Here is an 18,930-nt window from a genome sequence, read left to right as displayed (position 1 = left end):
TTTTGTCAATTGACCCCAGGTCGGCGAAGGTTCACGCTGAACGCATGACGATCTCTCCGCTCAGCCGTGCCGTCGCCGCCGAGTTCGCGCCCGAGACCACCTACCTCAACACCTCCACCTGCGGGCTGCTGCCCCGTCGCACCGTCGACGCGGTGAAGACCCTCGCCGAGGAGGGCGCCTCCGGCCGCCGCAACGGTTCGGGGGACTTCGAGGCGGTGGACCGCGCCCGGGACGGCTTCGCGCGCCTCGTCGGCGTCGGGGCCGACCGGGTCGCCGTCGGCAGCTCGGTCGTCGCCCACGTCGGGCTGATCGCGGCCTCGCTGCCCCCGGGGTCCGAAGTGCTCGCCCCCGAGGGCGAGTTCAGCTCCGTCGTCAGCCCGTTCGCCATCCGCGGCGACCTCGACATGCGCTACGTGCCGCTGGACGGGCTGGCCGAGGCCGTGCGCCCGTCCACCGCGCTCGTCGCCTTCTCCTCGGTGCAGTCGGCGGACGGCCGCCGCGCCGGCCTGGACGCGGTCCGGGCCGCCGCGGCCGCCCACGGTGCCCGCACCCTGCTGGACGCCACCCAGTCCGCGGGCTGGCTGCCGCTCGACGCGGGGGCCTTCGACTACACGGTCACCGGCGGCTTCAAGTACCTGCTCTGCCCGCGCGGTACGTCGTTCCTCACCGTCACCGAGGAGGCGCAGGAGGCCGTGCGGCCGGTCGACGTGGGCATGGCCGCCTCCGAGGACCCGTGGGGCAGCGTCTACGGACCGGTCACCAAGCTCGCCGCCGACGCCCACCGCTACGACGAGCCGCCCGTCTACCTCGCGTACCACGGCGCCGAGCACTCCCTCGCCCTGCTCCACGAGATCGGCGTCGACGCCCTGCACGACCACGCCCTCGCGCTCGCCGACCGCTTCCGCGCCGGAGTGACGGCCCTCGGGCACGAGCCCGTCGAGGCGGACACCGTCGTCGTCGCGGTGCCCGGGCTCGGCGACCGGGCACCGGAGCTCCAGCGGGCCGGGGTGCTGGTCGCAGGGCGGGCGGGCAACCTGCGCGCGTCCTTCCACCTCTACAACACCGAGGCGGACGTGGACCGCGCCCTTCAGGTGCTCGCCGGCTGACGGGCCCGCGCCGCGCACCCGGTCACGCCGAGTCGCGGCGGACCAGCCCGGTCGGCAGTATCACCGCGGCCGGGTCCTCCCCGCCGATCTGCGCCAGCAGCACCCGTACCATCTCGGCGCTGATCCGGCCCCACGGCCGGCGGATCGTCGTCAGCGCCGGGCGGGAGGCGAGCGCGGCGGGGGAGTCGTCGAAACCGCCCACCGCGACGTCGTGCGGCACGCTGCGCCCGACCTTCTCCAGGGCCGCGAGCACGCCCTGCGCCATCAGGTCCGAGGCGACGAAGCCGGAGGGGTCACGCCAGGGGCGCGCTCCGCCACTTCCACGAGGTGACGCGCTCGCGGCCGGGCAGCTCGCCGCGGCCGGTGGACCAGAGCAGCACGGCCCACCGGTCCTTGTCCTCCGGGGCGTCGGGGAAGAGCCGGGCCAGCGCCCGGTCGCACAGTCCGGCGGGCGGCTCCCAGGAGACGCCCAGGCCCGACGCGATGTCATGGGCGTGCACCAGGGTCTCCACGACGCCCATGGCCGCGAAGCCCTCCGGGTCGGAGACCCCGTACCCGTGGTACGAGCGGGTGGCCGGGGACGCCGTACGGACCATGGCGGCCAGCAGCGCGCCGCTCGCCTCCACGGTCTGGAGCAGCCCGGCCACCCCCGCCTCCGGGTCGGTGAAGACCGCGTTCCACGGGCCGCCCTCGCGCCGGGGGGCCCAGTGGTACGGCACCTCGGTCTCCACCGACGGCGTACGCGGGCCCAGTTGGACGGCGTACGCGAACAGGTCGTCGCTCAGGTGCTCCGCGGTCTCCCAGCAGTCCCACGTCAGCGTCCCGGCCGGGACGCGCCAGTCGGCGGCCGGGGCGGCGGCGAGCGTGTCGACCGTCAGGCGGACCGCCTCGGTCACGTCGTCCGCGGTGACCGGCAGCCGCGTACCGGTGAGCGCGGCCCGTTCGGCCGTGCCGCACTCCACGCAGAACTCGTTGCCCTCCGGGTCGGCGAGGGTCGCCCAGCCCCGTCCGTTCGGCTTGCGGTGGTCGGCGACCAGGGTGGCGCCGAGGGCCAGCAGCCGTTCGACCTCCTCGTCCCGGGTGCGGTCCGCGGGCTTGATGTCCAGGTGCACGCGGTTCTTGGTCTGCTTCCTGTCGGGCACGGTGACGAAGAGGATTGCGGCGCCCGGCGCTTCGACCAGGGCCTCGGGGTCGCCGGGATGGTCCTCGTCGGAGAGCGGCGCGCCGAGCACGGCCGACCAGAAGGTGCCCAGGGCGTAGGCGTCGGCGCAGTCGATGGTGATGTGCTGTACGTGGGATGTCATGCGCTCACTGTTCCCGCCGGTCCCGCCCCGGTCCACCGAGATATGCCGGAGGGGGTGGCACGGGAATCCGTGCCACCCCCTCCAAGGCCCTGCCGGGACCTACTTCACCGGGGTGAAGTCGCGCGCCCCGATGAACTCCGGGCGGCGGACCGGCGCCGCGAACGGCTCCTGCGCGGTGTTCTCCACGCTGTTGAACACGATGAACACGTTGCTGCGCGGGTACGGCGTGATGTTGTCGCCCGAGCCGTGCATCGCGTTGCAGTCGAACCAGGTCGCCGAACCGGCCTTGCCCGTGAAGAGCCTGATGCCGTGTCGGTCGGCCATCTTCGTCAGCGCCTCGTCGGACGGGGTGCCGGCGTCCTGCATCTGGAGCGACTTCTTGTAGTTGTCCTTCGGCGTCTCACCCGCGCAGCCGAGGAACGACTTGTGCGAGCCGGGCATGATCATCAGCCCGCCGTTGGTGTCGTAGTTCTCGGTCAGCGCGATCGACACGGACACCGTCCGCATGTTCGGCAGACCGTCCTCCGCGTGCCAGGTCTCGAAGTCCGAGTGCCAGTAGAACCCCGAAGCCCCGAACCCGGGCTTGACGTTGATCCGCGACTGGTGGACGTAGACGTCCGAACCGAGGATCTGGCGGGCCCGGCCCACCACCCGTTCGTCGGCGACCAGCCGGGCGAAGACCTCGCTGATCCGGTGGACCTCGAAGACCGACCGCACGGACTGCGACTTCGGTTCGATGATGGAGCGCTCGTCGGCGCGGACGGCCGGGTCGGCGATCAGCCGTTCCAGCTCGGCGTGGTAGCCGGCCACCTCGTCCGGGGTGATCAGCTGCTCGACGGGCAGGAAGCCGTCGTGCTCGTAGCCCTGGAGCTCCTTGGCGCTGATCGGACCCGGTGCGCCCGGCGCGGACCAGATGACCGGGTCCTGGCGGGGAGTGGTCATCTCGGCGGCGCCGCGCGAGGGGTACAGGTCGGTGCGTACGTCGGTGGTCATGGGGTTCAGCCCTCCTCGGTCAGCAGTGGATAGACACCGTTCTCGTCGTGCTCCTCCCGTCCGGTGACCGGCGGGTTGAAGACGCAGACACAGCGGAAATCGGTCTTGGGCCGCATCGTGTGGCGCTCGTGGCCGTTGAGCAGGTACATCGTCCCCGGCGTGATCCAGTGCTTCTCACCGGTCTCGTCGTCGGTCAGCTCGGCCTCGCCCTCGACGCACAGGACCGCCTCGATGTGGTTCGCGTACCACATCGACGTCTCGGTACCCGCGTACATGATGGTTTCGTGGAGCGAGAAGCCGACCTTCTCCTCGGCGAGCACGATGCGCTTGCTCTCCCAGGTCCCGGAGGCGGCCTTGATGTGCCGGTCGGTGTTCTCGACGTCGGCGAACGATCGGACGATCACGGTGGTTCGATGCCTTTCTCTGTACGGAGGTGAGGTGTGCGGTCCGGACCGTCAGGCGGTCTCGCGGACGGCACGGGCCAGCGTGCGCAGGCCCTCGTCCAGCTCCTCGGGTGTGATGGTGAGCGGCGGCAGCAGCTTCACGACCTCGCTCTGCGGGCCGGAGGTCTCCAGGAGCAGCCCCAGCTGGAACGCGCGGGCGCAGACCGCGGAGGCGCGCGCCGGGTCGTCGAACTCCAGGCCCCAGACCAGGCCGCGGCCCCGGAACCGGGCGCTGTCGTGCTCGCCGCAGATGGCCAGCATCGTCTGCTCGATCTGCTCGCCCCGGGCCAGCGTCTGCTTCTCCATCTGGCCGTCCGCCCAGTAGGCGTCCAGCGCGGCGGCGGCGGTGACGAACGCGGGGTTGTTGCCGCGGAAGGTGCCGTTGTGCTCGCCCGGCTCCCAGACGTCCAGCTCCGGCTTGAACAGGCAGAGCGACATGGGCAGTCCGTAGCCGCTGATGGACTTCGACAGCGTCACGATGTCCGGCGTGATGCCGGCCTCCTCGAAGGAGAAGAAGCCGCCGGTACGGCCGCAGCCCATCTGGATGTCGTCGACGATCAGCAGCATGTCCTGGCGGTGGCACAGGTCCTGGAGCGCGCGCAGCCACTCGGCGCGGGCCACGTTGATGCCGCCCTCGCCCTGGACCGTCTCCACGATCACGGCGGCCGGGTGGTTGAGCCCGGAGCCCTGGTCCTCCAGGAGCCGCTCGAACCAGAGGAAGTCGGGGACCTGGCCGTCGAAGTAGTTGTCGAACGGCATCGGCGTGCCGTGCACCAGCGGGATGCCGGCACCGGCCCGCTTGAACGCGTTGCCGGTCACGGCGAGCGAGCCGAGCGACATGCCGTGGAAGGCGTTGGTGAACGAGACGACGGACTCGCGTCCCTTGACCTTGCGGGCGAGCTTCAGCGCCGCCTCGACGGCGTTGGTGCCCGTCGGGCCGGGGAACATCACCTTGTACGGCAGGTCGCGGGGGCGCAGCACGACGTTCTGGAAGGTGTCCAGGAAGGCGCGTTTGGCGGTGGTCGCCATGTCGAGGCCGTGCGTGATGCCGTCGCGTTCGATGTAGTCGATCAGCGCGCGCTTGAGCACGGGGTTGTTGTGGCCGTAGTTGAGCGAGCCCGCGCCGGCGAAGAAGTCCAGGTACGAGTGGCCGTCCTCGTCGGTCAGCCGGGCGCCTTGGGCGCGGTCGAACACGGCGGGCCAGCCGCGGCAGTAGCTCCGGACCTCGGACTCCAGGGTCTCGAAGACACTGAGGGCGGGCGGGGTGATGGTCACAGCGGGTCTCCTGCGGGGCGTGAGGTGGTGTGACGGGCGGCGTTGAAGGATGCTGCGGAGGATGGGAGTGCGGCGCTCAGGCGTGGAACGGGCCGATGCGGTACAGCACTTCCGGCAGATGGGTGCCTTCGGGGAACAGTCCGCCGTCGAAGAGCACCTCGCGCTCCAGGGCCACGTCGTGGCGCTGTGCGTAGGAGGTGAAGAGGCGGTCCGACGCGGTGTTGTCCGGGGTGACGGTCGTCTCGACCGAGGCCAGGCCCTGTTCGGCGGCGACCCGGGCGGTCAGGGAGTCCAGCAGCTTCGCCGCCAGGCCCGTACCGCGGTGGCCGTGGTCGACGGCCACCTGCCAGACGACGAGCGTCTCGGGACGGTCCGGCCTGATGTATCCCGTCACGAAGGCGACCGGGGCGCCGGTCTCGTCACGGGCGACCACGGAGGTCGCCGCGAAGTCACGACACCACAGCAGGTAGCTGTACGAGGAGTTGAGGTCCAGGACCTCGGAGTCGCGGGCGATGCGCCAGATCGCGGCCCCGTCCTCCACTCGCGGCGTGTCGATCGTAAGGAATTCGCTTCGGGCACTTGCAAAATCTGCTGGTGCGGCGGTCATGGCATTTGAATTTACCTAGCAAGTTTTTAAATTGCATCGAGGCAAAGGGTTGGGTGGGGCGGGCATCTGTGTTATCAGGCGGGTGCGCGCACCAGCGCGAGCCGTGCTCGTTTTCTATCGTTATGTCCGGTATTTTTCGGGCAAATCTCCGACTGTGTGGAGTCGGTCACAAGCCCATAACTCTCTCCACACACAACCGAAATGAGGCTCGGAAACGGCTTGATAACTGAGGCGTTTAGCCCGGGGAGAAGCGGGCATAAGAATGCGGGGAGCTGCTCTGACTCAGGCAGCTCCCCGCATTGTTTATCGAATGCGCTTTTATGCGCTGGGCCAGGTTTCCGAAACGGCCTTCCGGGCAGCCTCCAGATCGACCTGCCGGCCGGCCTCGGCCAGCGCCGACCCCAGAGCCGCGAGCGAGGAGAGCACCGCGCCCCGCGTCGCATCCACCCCGTAGTGATTGACCCGGATCATCTCCTTGGCCAGCGCACCCCCGCCCGCGATCAGCGGCAGCGAGGGCTCACCCGCGAGCGCCCGCGCGACCAGCTCGGACGCGTCCACGCCCTCCGGCGTGCGCAGCGTCGTCGCCACCGGCGCCGCGTCCCGGGCCTCGTGGACGTACGGGGTCAGGCCGCCGCCCAGCGCCACCGCACCGGCCCGGGTGGCCGCCGCGGCCGCCGCGTGACGGGCCATCACCGCGTCCAGCCCCTCCGCCTCGATCCGCTCCACGCACGCTTCCAGGGCCAGCATCTCCAGCTGGGCCGGGGCGTGCAGCAGCGCCTTGCGGCCGCCGTCGATCCAGCGCTCCTTCCAGTCGAGGAGCGACAGGTAGGACCGGCGCGGCGCCTGCGGGTTGGCGGCGATCCGCTCCCAGGCCCGCGCGCTCACCGACACCGCCGAGACCCCGGCGGGCCCGCCCATCGCCTTCTGCGCCCCGATCACGCACAGGTCCACGCCCCAGGCGTCCGGCAGCAGCGGCTCGGCGCCCACCGAGGCGACCGCGTCCAGCATGAACAGCGCGCCGTGCGCCCGCACCACCTCGCCGATCTCCGCGACCGGGTTGGTGTTCCCGGTCGCCGCCTCGGCATGGACCAGCGAGACGAAGTCGATCTCCGGGTGCGCGGCCAGCGCCTCGGCGACCTGGTCCGCGGTGACGGCCGTGTGGAACGGCACCTCCAGGTCGACGACCTCGGCCCCGCAGTCGCGCAGCCAGTTCCCGAAGGTCTGCCCGTACGGTCCGGTCACCACGTTCAGCGCCGTCGAGCCGGGCCGGGCGCCGCCCCGGATGCAGCCCTCCAGCGGCAGCAGCGCCTCGCCCTGCATGATGACGACGTCCTGCTCGGTGGCCAGCAGACCGGCCACCCGCCGCTCGATCGCCGCGAAGTGCGCGGCGGTCAGCGGAGCGAGGTCGAGGAAGGGGTGCGTCACGGCGGTGCTCTCTTCGGTTTCGGTCGGCGGGCTCCGGCCTGCTGACCGGGCGCCTCCGAGCGTACCCAGCACCGTCCGGACGGGCCGGGACAGGGCATGTCGTACGCGGTGGGCCCCTCGTACAGTGCTGTGCATGAGTGATCACGAGGCATCGCGGGTGCTGCATGTGAAGGGGCGGGTGCTCGTCGGACCCGAGGAGGTCAGGGACGAGCTCTGGGCGGTCGGCGGCCGGGTCACCTACGAGCGGCCGCCCGGCGCGGACGACGCCGTCACCGTCACCGGCTGGGCCCTGCCCGGTCTGGTCGACGCCCACTGCCACGTCGGACTCGACCACCACGGTGCCGTGGACGCGGCGACCAGCGAGAAGCAGGCCCTGGACGACCGGGAGGCCGGGGCGCTGCTCCTGCGGGACGCGGGCTCGCCCGCCGACACCCGCTGGATCGACGACCGCGAGGACCTGCCGAAGATCATCCGGGCCGGCCGCCACATCGCCCGGCCCCGCCGCTACACCCGCAACTACGCCTGGGAGATCGAGCCGGACGAGCTCGTCGCCTACGTCGCCCAGGAGGCGCGCCGGGGCGACGGCTGGGTGAAGCTCGTCGGCGACTGGATCGACCGCGAGGTGGGCGACCTGACGGCGCTCTGGCCGCGCGAGGCCGTGGAGGCGGCCATCGCGGAGGCGCACCGGCTGGGCGCCCGCGTCACCGCGCACTGCTTCGCGGAGGACTCGCTGCGCGACCTGGTCGAGGCCGGGATCGACTGCGTCGAGCACGCCACGGGCCTCACCGAGGACACCATCCCGCTCTTCGCGGAGCGCGGCGTGGCGATCGTGCCGACCCTGGTCAACATCGCCACCTTCCCCTCGCTCGCGCAGAGCGGCGAGACGAAGTTCCCGCGCTGGTCCGCCCATATGCGGCGACTGCACGAACGCCGTTACGACACCGTGCGCGCCGCCTACGACGCCGGGGTGCCGGTCTTCGTCGGCACCGACGCGGGCGGGGTCCTCGCGCACGGCCTGGTGGCCGACGAGGTCGCGGAGCTCGTCAAGGCGGGCATCCCGCCGCTGGCGGCGCTGTCCGCGACGACCTGGGGGGCGAGGTCCTGGCTCGGCAGGCCCGGACTGGAGGAGGGGGCACCGGCCGACCTCGTGGTGTACGACGAGGATCCGCGGACGGACGTGCGGGTGCTGGCCGGGCCGCGCCGGGTCGTCCTGAACGGGCGCGTGATCGGCTGACGCACCGCGTTGACCGGCAGTGACCCGGGGGCGGTCCGCTCGTTGAACCTTTTCCGTGTACGCGGCACAGTCCTCGTGCGGGCCGCCCTCACGCGGTCCGAAACGCCCCGGCGCTCAGTGAAACGGGTGAACCCGAGGAACGCACGTGCCGGAATATTCGAATACAGGCACGGAAACCCCCCTTTGGAGTGAACTGGCGTCAGGTGTCCGCCAGTTCACCCTCTGTGCGTAAAGATTCACGGAGTCGAGGCCACCGGTGCCCGCGATGTCCCCCATTGGACGGCGCACCGGTGGCTCCATGTCTCCTGTGGGGGTTCCACCATCTTGAACAGCAACACCTTCCGCCTCGCCGCACTGGCGGTCGCCGCAGCTCCCGTCGCCGCCCTGGTCGCGGTCCCGGCCCACGCCGCCCCCGCGACCACCACGTCCGGCGGCGACGGGAAGGCGAGCGCGGTCGTGCTCCGTACCGCACTCGACGTCTCCCTCCTCAACAAGACGGTCGATGTGCCGTTGAAGGTCACGCTCAACGAGGTGCAGGCGCCGCGCAGCGCCGAGCAGACCGCGCTCAGCGTGCGGCTCGACGGGGTGGACCGCGGAAAGCCGTTCAGCGTTCTCAAGGCCGATGTGGCCACCGCGAAGGCCACCGCCGACCAGCACCGCGCCGCCGGCTACAGCAATCTCGCCAACGCCCGGGTGAGCCTCCCCGGGCTCACGATGTTCCCGCTGCTCAAGGTGGAGAAGGTCACCTCGAAGGCGGTCTGCGAGGCGGGCAGCCGGCCGGTCGCCGAGGCCAATGTGCTCGGGTCCGTGTCGGTGCTCGGAAAGCGCGTCACGCTCACGGCGGGCGGTACCACGCGGGTCGCGGTGCCGCAGGTCGGCGAGGTGACGCTCGACCTGTCGAAGACGCGGACCACCTCGCGCACGGCCGCCGCTGTGGCACTCCAGCTCAAGGTGTCGATCAACCCGGGCAACCTGAACGTCGCGGACGTCAAGGGCGAGGTCACGCTCGCGGAGGCCACCTGCGAAACCCCGAAGGGCCACGGCGGCCACACGGGCGGCGGCGGCAACGGGGGCGGCCACAACGGCGGCGGTGACAACGGGGGCAACGAGAACGGCGGGAACGAGAACGGCGGCGGCGACAACGGCGGGAACGAGAACGGCGGCGCGACCGGGGGCGGTTCGACGGACGGCGGCTCGGGTGACGGCGGCGCGACCGACGGCGGCTCCGGGAACGGCGGTTCCACGGGCGGCGGCGACAAGGCCGGCTCCACCGGGGGCGGCGGCGACGTGAAGACCCAGACGGGTACGGACCAGGCCCCGGCCGCCACGGACGGGGACCTGGCCGAGACGGGCAGCAGCTCCAGCACCCCGTACATCGCGGGCGGCGCGGCGCTGCTGCTGGCGGCCGGGGCGGGCGCCATGGTCCTGACCCGCCGCCGCGCCCGAGGCTGACGGCCCGAGGGGAGGAACCCCGGGGGAGGGGAGGGCGAGCGGTGCTCCGAGGGGGGAGCACCGCTCACCTGGTGGAGCACCGCCCACCACCCGGAGCGCCCTTCGCTACCGCCCCGCCACCGTCAGCGCCTGGAGCGCCAGGTCCAGCGCCTGGAGGAAGCGGTTGGTCGTCGTCCGGTCGCGCACCGCCAGCCGCAGCCAGCCGTCCCCGAGCCCAGGAAACGTATCTCCTCGCCGCGCCGCGAACCCCAGCATCCGCAGCCGCTCCCTTATCTCGGCGGCCCCGTCGAGGCGGATCAGCACGAACGGCCCCTCGGCCGGCTCGACCACCCGGACCTCCGAGAACTCCCGCAGTCCGGCGACCAGATGCGCCCGGTCCACCACGATCCGGTCCGCCGCACCGGCGGCCTCCGCCAGCGCGCGCGGCTCCATGCACGCCTCCGCCGCCGCCAGCGCGGGCGACGACACCGGCCACAGCGGCTGGGCGTCCGCCAGGGTGCGGATCGTCTCCGGCTCGGCCGCCACGTAACCGATGCGCAGCCCGGCGAGCCCCCAGGTCTTGGTGAGGCTGCGCAGGACGACGAGCCCGGGGATGTCCGTACGCCCGATCAGGGCCTCGCGCTCGCCCGGCACCGCGTCCATGAACGCCTCGTCCACCACCAGGGTCCGGCCGGGACGCGCGAGGCGTTCGAGGACGGCGGCGGGATGGAGGACGGACGTCGGGTTGGTCGGATTGCCGACGACCACCAGATCCGCGTCGTCGGGCACGTCCGCGGGGTCGAGCCGGAAGTCGTCCCCGGCCCGCAGCAGCACCCGCCCCACCTCGTGCCCGGCCGCGCGCAGCGCCGCCTCGGGCTCGGTGAACTGAGGGTGCACCACGTACGGCCGCCGGGCGGGCAGCGCACGGGCGATGAGGACGAAGGCCTCCGCCGCGCCCGCCGTCAACAGGACGCGTTCGGGGGGAAGTCCGTGGCGCGCGGCAACGGCCTCGCGGGCCTCGCGGCCGTCCGGGTACGCGGCGAGCGCGCCCAGGGAGCAGGCTATGCGCTCCTTCAGCCAGGCCGGTGGGGTACCGGCGCGTACGTTGACGGCGAGATCGGTCAGATCCCGGCCCCGTCCGCGTACTTCCGCGTCTCCGTGGTGACGCAGATCGTGGGTGCCCGCGCCTGTCGCGTCGGGACTCTCAGTGGGAGTGTGCATGACCGCCGTGGTGGGGGTGTGGTGGGGGGTGTGCGCCGTGGCCTGGGTGGACTCCGGCAGGATGACTATGCGCCCCGCACCCTGTTTCACGCAACGGTCCCGACCGGCCGGCGCGCGACCGCGCAGGTGGCCCTCGACGGGCCCCCGTCGCGGGGCCGTGACTTCCTTTTGGGCACGAGGAGTTGACCGCCGCCGGCGAGCGCGGCGGCCTCGGCCACCGAGGGGGTGCCGAGGGCGGCGAACGCCGCGCCGGAGGGGTGCGGGACGGGGACCAGGGCGAGCACGTCCGCCGGGTACGCGCGGAGCGGAACCCCGAGCCGCGCGGCGGCGTCGAGCAGCCCCGGCTCCCGGGCCTTCGCCGTGACGGTGACCAGCTCGGCGAGCCCTGTGAGCCCCGCCTCCCGCAGCACCTCCAGGACCAGCCCGGTGACCTCGTCGGCACAGACGCCCCGGGAGGCGCCGACGCCGACGACGAGCGCGCCGAGATGCGCGGAGCGGGGTGCATCGGCTAGCAAGAGGCCATGGCGGTGTTCGTCGCGCTCGGCGCGTTCCTGATGACCCTGGCGGGCGGCTGGGTCGCCCAGCGCGTCAGCGACCGCCGCCACCTGGTCCTCGGTCTGGCCGGTGGGCTGATGCTCGGCGTGGTCGGCCTGGACCTGCTGCCCGAGGCGGTGGAGGCGGCGGGCGGCCTGGTCTTCGGCGTCCCGGCGGCGCTGCTGCTGTTCGTCGGCGGCTTCCTCGTCGCCCACCTCGTGGAGCGGCTGCTCGCGGTGCGCCAGGCGGCCCACGGGGCGGCCGAGGAGCGGGTCCCGCAGGTGGGGCTGACGGCGGCGTCCGCGATGGTCGGCCACAGCCTGATGGACGGGGTGGCGCTCGGCGCGGCCTTCCAGGTCGGCGGCGGCATGGGGGCGGCCGTCGCGCTCGCCGTGATCACGCACGACTTCGCGGACGGGTTCAACACGTACACGATCACCAGCCTGTACGGGAACGCCCGCCGCAAGGCCCTCACGATGCTCTTCGCGGACGCGGCGGCGCCCGTCGTCGGGGCCGCGACGACGCTGCTGTTCACCCTGCCGGAGGAACTGCTCGGCTGCTATCTCGGCTTCTTCGGCGGCGCGCTGCTCTACCTCGCCGCCGCCGAGATCCTGCCCGAGGCCCACCACGACCACCCGGCGCGGTCCACGCTGCTGTGCACGGTGGCCGGAGTGTGCTTCATCTGGCTGGTGGTGGGCCTCGCCCAGTGACCCCGTCACCCCCGGCACCGCTCCACGAACCGCGCGGCCGTCCCGGGCGACGCGGCCCAGTGGGTGTGCAGATAGCTCGCGTGCACGTTGCCCCGGACGAACCCCTCGACGCGCCGCTCGGGCCGGTGCATGCCCCAGGCGGGTTCGTCGCCCGCCCCCGGCTCGATGACGGTCCGGTGGAACTCGTGCCCACGCATCCGCGCCCCGGCGGGCGCCAGCACGTTGTCGGTGAGCGCCACGGCGTCCCGGTACCCGAGCGTCAGCCGCTTCGTCATCCGCGCCTCGGCGTCGAGCACCCCGCACATCGGCAGCCCGTCCAACGACCGCGCCAGATACAACAACCCGGCACACTCGGCGGCCACCGGAGCCCCGGAGAGCGCCAACTCCGCGACGGCCTTCCGCAAGGCCTCATTGGCCGACAACTCGGGGGCGTACACCTCGGGAAACCCACCCCCGATGACGACGCCCCGGGTCCCGAGCGGCAGAGCCTCGTCCCGCAGCGGATCAAAGGAAACGACGTCAGCCCCGGCAGCGGCAAGCAACTCGGTGTTCTCGGCATACGAGAACGTAAAGGCGGCTCCACCGGCAACAGCAACAACAGGCTTGACACCCGCCAAATCAAGCCCCTCCGGCACTTGAGGAGCGGGGTCCGGGGCAGAGCCCCGGTTACGGGAAGGGGCGGGCAGGGGAACAGAACCGCCGAAGGCGCCCCCCACCGCCTCCCCCGCAGACCACCCCGCCCCAGGCACCCCAGGCGCCGACCGAGCCAACGCCAACAACCCCTCCAGGTCGCACCCCGCAGCCACCTGCCCCGCCATGGCCGCGACAGCGGCCACCGCATCGGACCGCCGCTCCGCCACCGGCACCAACCCCAGATGCCGCGACGGCACGGAAACCCCCTCCGCCCGCCGCAGGGCACCGAGCACCGGCACCCCCGACTCCTCCAACGCCTCCCGCAACAGCGCCTCGTGCCGGTCGGACCCCACCTTGTTCAGGATCACCCCGCCGGTCCGCACCTCCGCGTCCCAGGACGCGAAGCCGTGCACCAGCGCCGCCACCGACCGCGACTGCGAGGACGCGTCCACGACGAGCACCACCGGCGCCCGCAGCAGCTTCGCCACATGCGCGGTGGACGCCAGCTCACCGAGGCCCGAAGCCCCGTCGTACAGCCCCATCACGCCCTCGACCACGGCCAGCCCGCACCCCCGCGCCCCGTGCGCGAACAGCGGCGCGATCAGCTCGGGCCCGCACATGTAGGCGTCGAGGTTGCGCCCGGGCCGCCCGGTCGCGAGCGTGTGGAAGCCGGGGTCGATGTAGTCGGGGCCCACCTTGTGCCCGGACACGGCGAGCCCCCGCGCGGCGAACGCCGCCATCAGCCCCGTCGCGACGGTGGTCTTGCCGCTCCCGGACGAGGGCGCGGCGATGACCAGGCGTGGCACATTCACCACTCGATGCCCCTCTGGCCCTTCTGCCCGGCGTCCATCGGGTGCTTGACCTTCGACATGTCCGTCACCAGGTCCGCCGCGTCCAGCAGCGCCGCGGGTGCGTTGCGGCCGGTGATCACCACGTGCTGCGTACCGGGGCGGTCGCGCAGGACGGAGACGACCTCGCCGGTGTCGATCCACCCCCAGTGCAGCGGATAGGCGAACTCGTCCAGCACGTACAGCCGGTACGTCTCGGCGGCCAGGTCGCGCTTGACCTGCTCCCAGCCTTCCCGGGCCTTCGCCTCGTTGTCCGTCTGGTCGTCGCGCTGGACCCAGGACCAGCCCTCGCCCATCTTGTGCCAGGCGACGGACCCGCCCTCGCCGCTCGCGCCGAGGACCTTCAGCGCGTTCTCCTCGCCGACCTTCCACTTCGCCGACTTGACGAACTGGAAGACCCCGATGGGCCACCCCTGGTTCCAGGCGCGCAGCGCGAGCCCGAAGGCCGCCGTCGACTTCCCCTTGCCGATGCCGGTGTGCACCATCAGCAGCGGCCGGTTGCGCCGCTGCCGGGTGGTGAGTCCGTCGTCCGGCACGCTCTCCGGCTGTCCCTGCGGCATTACGCGACCCTCCTGTCGGTGTGCCCGGAGCCCGTGCCCCGGACGTCCTTGACCAGCCCGGCGATCGATTCGGCGCGCAGCTCGTCCAGCGTGACGGCGGTGCCGCCCAGGTCGGCGGCGAGGTTCGCCGCGAGCCCCAGCCGTACCGGCCCCGTCTCGCAGTCCACGACGACCGACGCGATGCCCTCGGCCGCGTGCAGCCGGGCGGCCCGCGCGGCCAGCGCCACCGGGTCCGGCCCGCCGGTCGCCCGCCCGTCCGTCACCACGACCAGCAGGGGCCGCCGGGACGGGTCGCGCAGCCGCTCCACCCGCAGCACGTCATGGGCCTTGAGCAGCCCGGCGGCCACCGGGGTGCGCCCGCCCGTCGGCAGCGACTCGAGGCGGGCCGCCGCCGCGTCCACCGACGAGGTCGGCGGCAGCGCCAGCTCCGCGTCCCGGCCCCGGAAGGTGACCAGGCCGACCTTGTCGCGCCGCTGGTAGGCGTCCATCAGCAGGGACAGCACCGCGCCCTTCACGGCGCCCATGCGCTGCCGGGCGGCCATCGACCCGGAGGCGTCCACGACGAACAGCACGAGATTCCCCTCGCGCCCCTCCCGCGTCGCCTGCCGCAGATCGTCCCGCCGCACCACGAGCCCCCGCCCGGACCGGCCCCGCGCCCGCTGGTGCGGGGCGGCGGCCTGCACGGTCGCCGCCAGATGCAGCTTGGTCAGCGCACCCTCGGGCCGCCGCGCACCGGTCGTCCGCCCGTGCTCGGTGCGCGCCCGGGACCGCCGCCCCGCAGCGCCCTCGCCGAGACCGGGCACGCTGAGCATCTTCGTACGGAACGGCTCACCGGCCCGTACGGGCTGCTGCTCCCCACCCTGCCCGGGCACCGGGGCGCCGGGCGTGTCGTCCGCCCCGTCGGCGGGGGAGGGCGGCGTGTCGGGCCCGTCCCCCTGCGGCGGCAGCCCGCCGCCCCCTCCGCCGCCACCGCCGTCACCGGGCCCGTCCGGCTCCGGCTCGTCGTCCTCGCCGCCGTTCTGCTCCAGCGTGTCGTCCAGCTTGTCCTCGTCGAGGCCCGGCGCGTCGAAGGGGTTCCGCCGCCTCCGGTGGGGGAGCGCGAGCAGCGCCGCCTGCCGGACGTCCTCGGCCTCCACGTCGGTGCGCCCCGCCCACGCGGCCAGCGCGGTCGCGGTCCTGGCCATGACGATGTCCGCGCGCATCCCGTCGACCTCGAAGGCCGCGCAGGTCGCCGCGATCTGCCGCAACGCCCGGTCGCCGAGCACCACTTCGGGCAGCAGCGCCCGCGCGGCCGCGATCCGGTCCCGCAACTCCGCTTCCTCGGAGGCCCAGCGCGCCGCGAAGCCCGCCGGATCGTCCTCGTAGGCGAGCCGCCGCCGCACGACCTCCACCCGCTGGTCCGTCTCCCGGGACGCCGCGACCTCGACGGTCAGCCCGAACCGGTCGAGCAACTGCGGCCGCAGCTCGCCCTCTTCCGGGTTCATCGTCCCGACGAGCAGGAACCGCGCCGCATGCCGTACGGAGACGCCCTCGCGCTCCACGTACGAGGCACCCATGGCCGCCGCGTCGAGCAGCAGGTCCACCAGATGGTCGTGGAGCAGGTTGACCTCGTCCACGTACAGGATTCCGCGGTGCGCGTCCGCGAGCAGGCCGGGTTCGAAGGCCTTCACGCCCTCCGCGAGGGCCCGTTCGATGTCGAGCGCCCCGACGAGCCGGTCCTCGGACGCGCCGACCGGCAGCTCCACGGTCCGCGCCGCCCGCGACACGCCGGAGGTGTCCTCGTGCGGGCCGTCCGGGCACGCCGGGTCGGGCGCGGCGGGGTCGCACGAGAACCGGCACCCCGGCACGACGGCGACCTCCGGCATCAGCGCGGCCAGCGCGCGCACGGCGGTCGACTTGGCGGTGCCCTTCTCGCCGCGGACCAGGACCCCGCCCACGGCCGGGCTGACCGCGTTGAGCAGCAGCCCGAGCCGCAGGTCGTCCTGGCCGACGATGGCGGTGAAGGGGTAGGGCGTACTCACAGGGCCTCCTTGACGGGCATGGCGGGCGCTCCGGGCGGAATGAACGGCAGACCGGACGGCGCGCCCGACTCGATGAGCCGCCACAGCGCGTCGGTGTCCGCGTGTTCCTCGATCAGGTCGCCGAGGCGGTCGAGCTGTTCCTCGCGCAGCGCGGCGAAGCAGGTGTCGGGCGCGGGCACGAAGCGGCGGCCGGTGAGCCGGGCGACCTCGGCCAGGAACCGGCGGCGGAAGGCGTCGCTCTCCAGCGAGCCGTGCCAGTGCGTGCCCCAGACTGCACCGGACCGGCAGCCGTCCAGCGGGGTGCCCCGGCCGTCCGTCAGGAACGGCTCGCCGCCGCGCACATCGGCGACGCCGTGATGGATCTCGTACCCCTCGACGGGCGCACCGAGCGCCTCGCCGACCGGCCGGGCGAGCGTCTTCTCGCGGTCGAAGCGGACCCGCACGGGCAGCAGGCCGAGCGCGTCGACCTGTCCGGCGCGCGACTCGACCTCGTCCTCGATGTGCTCGCCGAGGATCTGGTAGCCGCCGCAGATCCCGAGCACCGGCCGGCCCTCGGCGGCGCGCCGCCGCAACGCCTCGGCGAGCCCGCGCTCGCGCAGCCAGGCCAGCGCCTTCACCGTGCCCCGGGTGCCGGGCACGATGACGAGGTCGGCGTCGGCCAGCTCCTCCGGCCGGTCCACGAACCGCACGACGACGCCCGGTTCGGCGGCCAGCGCGTCCACATCGGTGAAGTTCGACATCAGCGGGATCGCGCACACGGCGACGCGCAGGACGTCCTCGCCGTGCGGCGGGGCGACCGTCGACTCGCGTACGGTGCCGCGCAGCGACACCCGCAGCCCGTCCTCCTCGTCGATGCCGAGCCCGTGCGCGAAGGGCAGCACCCCGTACGTGGGACGGCCCGTCAGATTCCGCAGCATGTCGAGCCCCGGCTCAAGCAGCGAGACGTCGCCCCGGAACTTGTTGACCAGATACCCCGCGATGAGGTCCTGGTCCTCCGGCGCGAGCAGCGCGGTCGTGCCGAAGAACGAGGCGAAGACCCCGCCCCGGTCGATGTCCCCGACCACCACAACCGGGAAGCGCGCGGCGCGGGCGATGCCCATGTTCACGATGTCCGTGCGGCGCAGGTTGATCTCGGCGGGCGAGCCCGCGCCTTCGCAGATCACCGCGTCGTACGTGCTCCGCAGCTGCTCCAGGCAGTCCGTGACGGTGGACAGCAGCTGCTCCTGCCGCCCGCCGTGGTAGCCGCGGGCGCTCATCTCGCCGACCGGCCGCCCCATCAGGACGACCTGGCTGGAGCGGTCGCCGCCGGGCTTGAGCAGCACCGGGTTCATCAGTGCGGTCGGCTCGACGCGGGCGGCCTGGGCCTGCATCGCCTGGGCCCGGCCGATCTCGGCGCCCTCGCGGGTGACGAAGGAGTTCAGCGACATGTTCTGCGCCTTGAACGGGGCGACCTTCACGCCCCGGCGCACCAGCCAGCGGCAGATGCCCGCCGTGACGACGCTCTTGCCCGCGTCCGATGTGGTCCCGGCGACCAGCAGTCCGCCGCTCATATCGCTCTCCGTCCAGCAGTACGGGATCCGTGGGGTGTCCGGGCCCGGCGCGCGAGGGCCCCCGCGCCCAGCCGGGCGGCCACGGTGACGCCGAGGGCGAGCACGCCCACCCGGCGCGAGAGCCGCACCGCGCGCTCGATGTCCCCGGTCTCCACCGCCCGCCCGGCCTCCCCGTTGAGCACGGGCCGGTGTTCGACCCGGCCGCCGTAGGCGAGGGTCCCGCCCAGCCGTACGCCGAGCGCCCCGGCGAACGAGGCCTCCACCGGCCCCGCGTTGGGGCTCGGGTGCTGCGCGGCGTCCGCCCGCCAGGCCCGTACCGCCTCCCGGGGGCGGCCGCCGGAGGCCACGGCGAGCAGGGCGGTGAGCCGGGCGCCGGGCCAGCCCGCGAGGTCGTCCAGCCGGGCCGAGGCCCAGCCGTACCGCAGGTGGCGGGGCGACTTGTGGCCGACCATCGCGTCGAGCGTGTTGGCGGCGCGGAAGCCGACGAGCCCGGGGACCCCGGCGAGGGCGCCCCAGACGAGGGCGCCGACCACGGCGTCCGAGGTGTTCTCGGCGACGGACTCCACGACGGCGCGCGCGATCCCGGGGCCGTCCAGCGCCTGCGGGTCGCGCCCGCACAGGTGCGGCAGCCGCTCCCGGGCCAGCTCGACGTCCCCCGCGGCGAGCGCCCCGCCGATGGCCCGGGCCTCGCGCCCCAGCGACGTACCGCCGACGACGGACCAGGTGGCGGCAGCGGTCAGGGCCACGGACGCGGCGGGGTGGCGGCGCAGGGCGCGGGCGGCGAGCGCGGCGCTCCCGGCGGCGCCCCCGGCGCAGATCAGGGTGTGCAGGGCGCCCCGGCCGCGGTGGTCGCGCCAGAGCCGGTCCTCGACGGCCGCGGCGGCCCGCCCGAAGGCGGCGACCGGGTGGCCCCTGCGGGGGTCACCGAGCAGCAGGTCGCCGATCAGGCCGGCGGTGGCGCCGTACGCGTAGATGCGATCGGCACGCACGGTTCAGCCGGCCGTACCGGAGTCCGCCGACAGAGGCTGTGGGGAG

At 73.4% G+C, this 18,930-nt stretch carries 15 protein-coding genes and 2 pseudogenes; 4 read left to right on the top strand and 13 right to left on the bottom strand.

From position 1 onward, the window contains the following. Window positions 1–44: 44 nt before the first annotated feature. Complete coding sequence (locus OHS17_RS07405) at window positions 45–1,106, top strand: aminotransferase class V-fold PLP-dependent enzyme (RefSeq protein ID WP_330311514.1); 1,062 nt, start codon at window positions 45–47, stop codon at window positions 1,104–1,106. Window positions 1,107–1,128: 22 nt separating this feature from the next. Here the strand turns inward: OHS17_RS07405 and OHS17_RS07400 are convergent. The 7 genes and pseudogenes from OHS17_RS07400 to OHS17_RS07370 all read right to left on the bottom strand — a co-directional run. Then, window positions 1,129–1,389: pseudogene (locus OHS17_RS07400) on the bottom strand (substrate-binding domain-containing protein); the annotation flags it as partial. A 10-nt stretch (window positions 1,390–1,399) separates the two neighbouring features. Further along, a complete protein-coding gene (locus OHS17_RS07395) occupies window positions 1,400–2,410 on the bottom strand; it encodes a VOC family protein (RefSeq protein ID WP_330311513.1) in 1,011 nt (336 codons plus the stop codon). A 99-nt stretch (window positions 2,411–2,509) separates the two neighbouring features. Further along, the gene (thpD, locus tag OHS17_RS07390) at window positions 2,510–3,403 is read right to left on the bottom strand and encodes an ectoine hydroxylase (RefSeq protein ID WP_018104672.1); all 894 of its coding nucleotides are present in this window, start codon (window positions 3,401–3,403) and stop codon (window positions 2,510–2,512) included. Between the two features lie 5 nt (window positions 3,404–3,408). Further along, on the bottom strand, window positions 3,409–3,807 hold the full coding sequence (locus OHS17_RS07385) for an ectoine synthase (RefSeq protein ID WP_018104673.1): 399 nt from the start codon (window positions 3,805–3,807) through the stop codon (window positions 3,409–3,411). A 51-nt stretch (window positions 3,808–3,858) separates the two neighbouring features. Further along, the gene (ectB, locus tag OHS17_RS07380) at window positions 3,859–5,121 is read right to left on the bottom strand and encodes a diaminobutyrate--2-oxoglutarate transaminase (protein ID WP_018104674.1); all 1,263 of its coding nucleotides are present in this window, start codon (window positions 5,119–5,121) and stop codon (window positions 3,859–3,861) included. Window positions 5,122–5,197: 76 nt separating this feature from the next. Continuing rightward, window positions 5,198–5,728, bottom strand: coding sequence for a diaminobutyrate acetyltransferase (gene ectA / locus OHS17_RS07375; protein ID WP_202534490.1), 531 nt, complete (start codon window positions 5,726–5,728; stop codon window positions 5,198–5,200). A 318-nt stretch (window positions 5,729–6,046) separates the two neighbouring features. Next, window positions 6,047–7,153 (bottom strand): pyridoxal-phosphate-dependent aminotransferase family protein, encoded by a 1,107-nt coding sequence (locus OHS17_RS07370; protein WP_330311512.1) that lies wholly within the window; start codon window positions 7,151–7,153, stop codon window positions 6,047–6,049. Window positions 7,154–7,286: 133 nt separating this feature from the next. On the opposite strand from OHS17_RS07370, the gene OHS17_RS07365 reads away from it, so the two are divergent. Together OHS17_RS07365 and OHS17_RS07360 are read left to right on the top strand one after the other, a co-directional pair. Further along, entirely contained in the window at window positions 7,287–8,387 is a 1,101-nt protein-coding gene (locus OHS17_RS07365; RefSeq protein ID WP_330311511.1) for an amidohydrolase family protein, read from the top strand. A 324-nt stretch (window positions 8,388–8,711) separates the two neighbouring features. After that, window positions 8,712–9,839: an SCO1860 family LAETG-anchored protein gene (locus tag OHS17_RS07360; RefSeq protein ID WP_330311510.1), complete on the top strand. Its 1,128-nt coding sequence runs from the start codon at window positions 8,712–8,714 to the stop codon at window positions 9,837–9,839. Between the two features lie 105 nt (window positions 9,840–9,944). Here OHS17_RS07360 and cobC read toward each other — a convergent pair. After that, window positions 9,945–11,554 (bottom strand): annotated as a pseudogene (cobC, locus tag OHS17_RS07355) (Rv2231c family pyridoxal phosphate-dependent protein CobC). A gap of 6 nt (window positions 11,555–11,560) precedes the next feature. Between cobC and OHS17_RS07350 the strand changes: the two are divergent. Continuing rightward, window positions 11,561–12,283, top strand: coding sequence for a ZIP family metal transporter (locus OHS17_RS07350; RefSeq protein ID WP_164634389.1), 723 nt, complete (start codon window positions 11,561–11,563; stop codon window positions 12,281–12,283). 5 nt (window positions 12,284–12,288) lie between these two features. On the opposite strand, the gene OHS17_RS07345 is transcribed toward OHS17_RS07350, so the two are convergent. The 5 genes from OHS17_RS07345 to OHS17_RS07325 are packed head-to-tail and all read right to left on the bottom strand — an operon-like array spanning window position 12,289 to window position 18,884. Continuing rightward, window positions 12,289–13,731 (bottom strand): cobyrinate a,c-diamide synthase, encoded by a 1,443-nt coding sequence (locus OHS17_RS07345; protein ID WP_330311509.1) that lies wholly within the window; start codon window positions 13,729–13,731, stop codon window positions 12,289–12,291. Continuing rightward, entirely contained in the window at window positions 13,725–14,324 is a 600-nt protein-coding gene (gene cobO / locus OHS17_RS07340) for a cob(I)yrinic acid a,c-diamide adenosyltransferase (RefSeq protein ID WP_330311508.1), read from the bottom strand. Before cobO ends, OHS17_RS07345 begins: the two co-directional genes overlap by 7 nt. After that, window positions 14,324–16,345, bottom strand: coding sequence for a putative cobaltochelatase (locus OHS17_RS07335; protein ID WP_330311507.1), 2,022 nt, complete (start codon window positions 16,343–16,345; stop codon window positions 14,324–14,326). The genes cobO and OHS17_RS07335 overlap by 1 nt, the downstream gene beginning before the upstream one ends. Then, window positions 16,342–17,895 carry a cobyric acid synthase gene (locus tag OHS17_RS07330; RefSeq protein WP_330311506.1) on the bottom strand — a complete coding sequence of 518 codons (1,554 nt, stop codon included), beginning with the start codon at window positions 17,893–17,895 and terminating at the stop codon, window positions 16,342–16,344. Before OHS17_RS07330 ends, OHS17_RS07335 begins: the two co-directional genes overlap by 4 nt. Further along, window positions 17,892–18,884 carry a cobalamin biosynthesis protein gene (locus OHS17_RS07325; protein WP_330311505.1) on the bottom strand — a complete coding sequence of 331 codons (993 nt, stop codon included), beginning with the start codon at window positions 18,882–18,884 and terminating at the stop codon, window positions 17,892–17,894. The genes OHS17_RS07330 and OHS17_RS07325 overlap by 4 nt, the downstream gene beginning before the upstream one ends. Between the last annotated feature and the right edge of the window lie 46 nt (window positions 18,885–18,930).

This window comes from Streptomyces sp. NBC_00523, from assembly GCF_036346615.1.
Classification (GTDB): Bacteria; Actinomycetota; Actinomycetes; order Streptomycetales; family Streptomycetaceae; genus Streptomyces.
The sequence above is the reverse complement of the archived record's forward strand: the minus strand, read 5'-3'. Positions and strand labels throughout refer to the sequence as shown.

Bases quoted from the DNA above. Each gene is read 5' to 3' on its own strand.
- OHS17_RS07350 (WP_164634389.1), top strand. From the start codon at position 11,561: ATGGCGGTGTTCGTCGCGCTCGGCGCGTTCCTGATGACCCTGGCGGGC.
- cobO (WP_330311508.1), bottom strand. From the start codon at position 14,324: ATGCCGCAGGGACAGCCGGAGAGCGTGCCGGACGACGGACTCACCACC.
- thpD (WP_018104672.1), bottom strand. From the start codon at position 3,403: ATGACCACCGACGTACGCACCGACCTGTACCCCTCGCGCGGCGCCGCC.
- OHS17_RS07365 (WP_330311511.1), top strand. From the start codon at position 7,287: ATGAGTGATCACGAGGCATCGCGGGTGCTGCATGTGAAGGGGCGGGTG.
- OHS17_RS07330 (WP_330311506.1), bottom strand. From the start codon at position 17,895: ATGAGCGGCGGACTGCTGGTCGCCGGGACCACATCGGACGCGGGCAAG.
- ectA (WP_202534490.1), bottom strand. From the start codon at position 5,728: ATGACCGCCGCACCAGCAGATTTTGCAAGTGCCCGAAGCGAATTCCTT.
- OHS17_RS07405 (WP_330311514.1), top strand. From the start codon at position 45: ATGACGATCTCTCCGCTCAGCCGTGCCGTCGCCGCCGAGTTCGCGCCC.
- OHS17_RS07395 (WP_330311513.1), bottom strand. From the start codon at position 2,410: ATGACATCCCACGTACAGCACATCACCATCGACTGCGCCGACGCCTAC.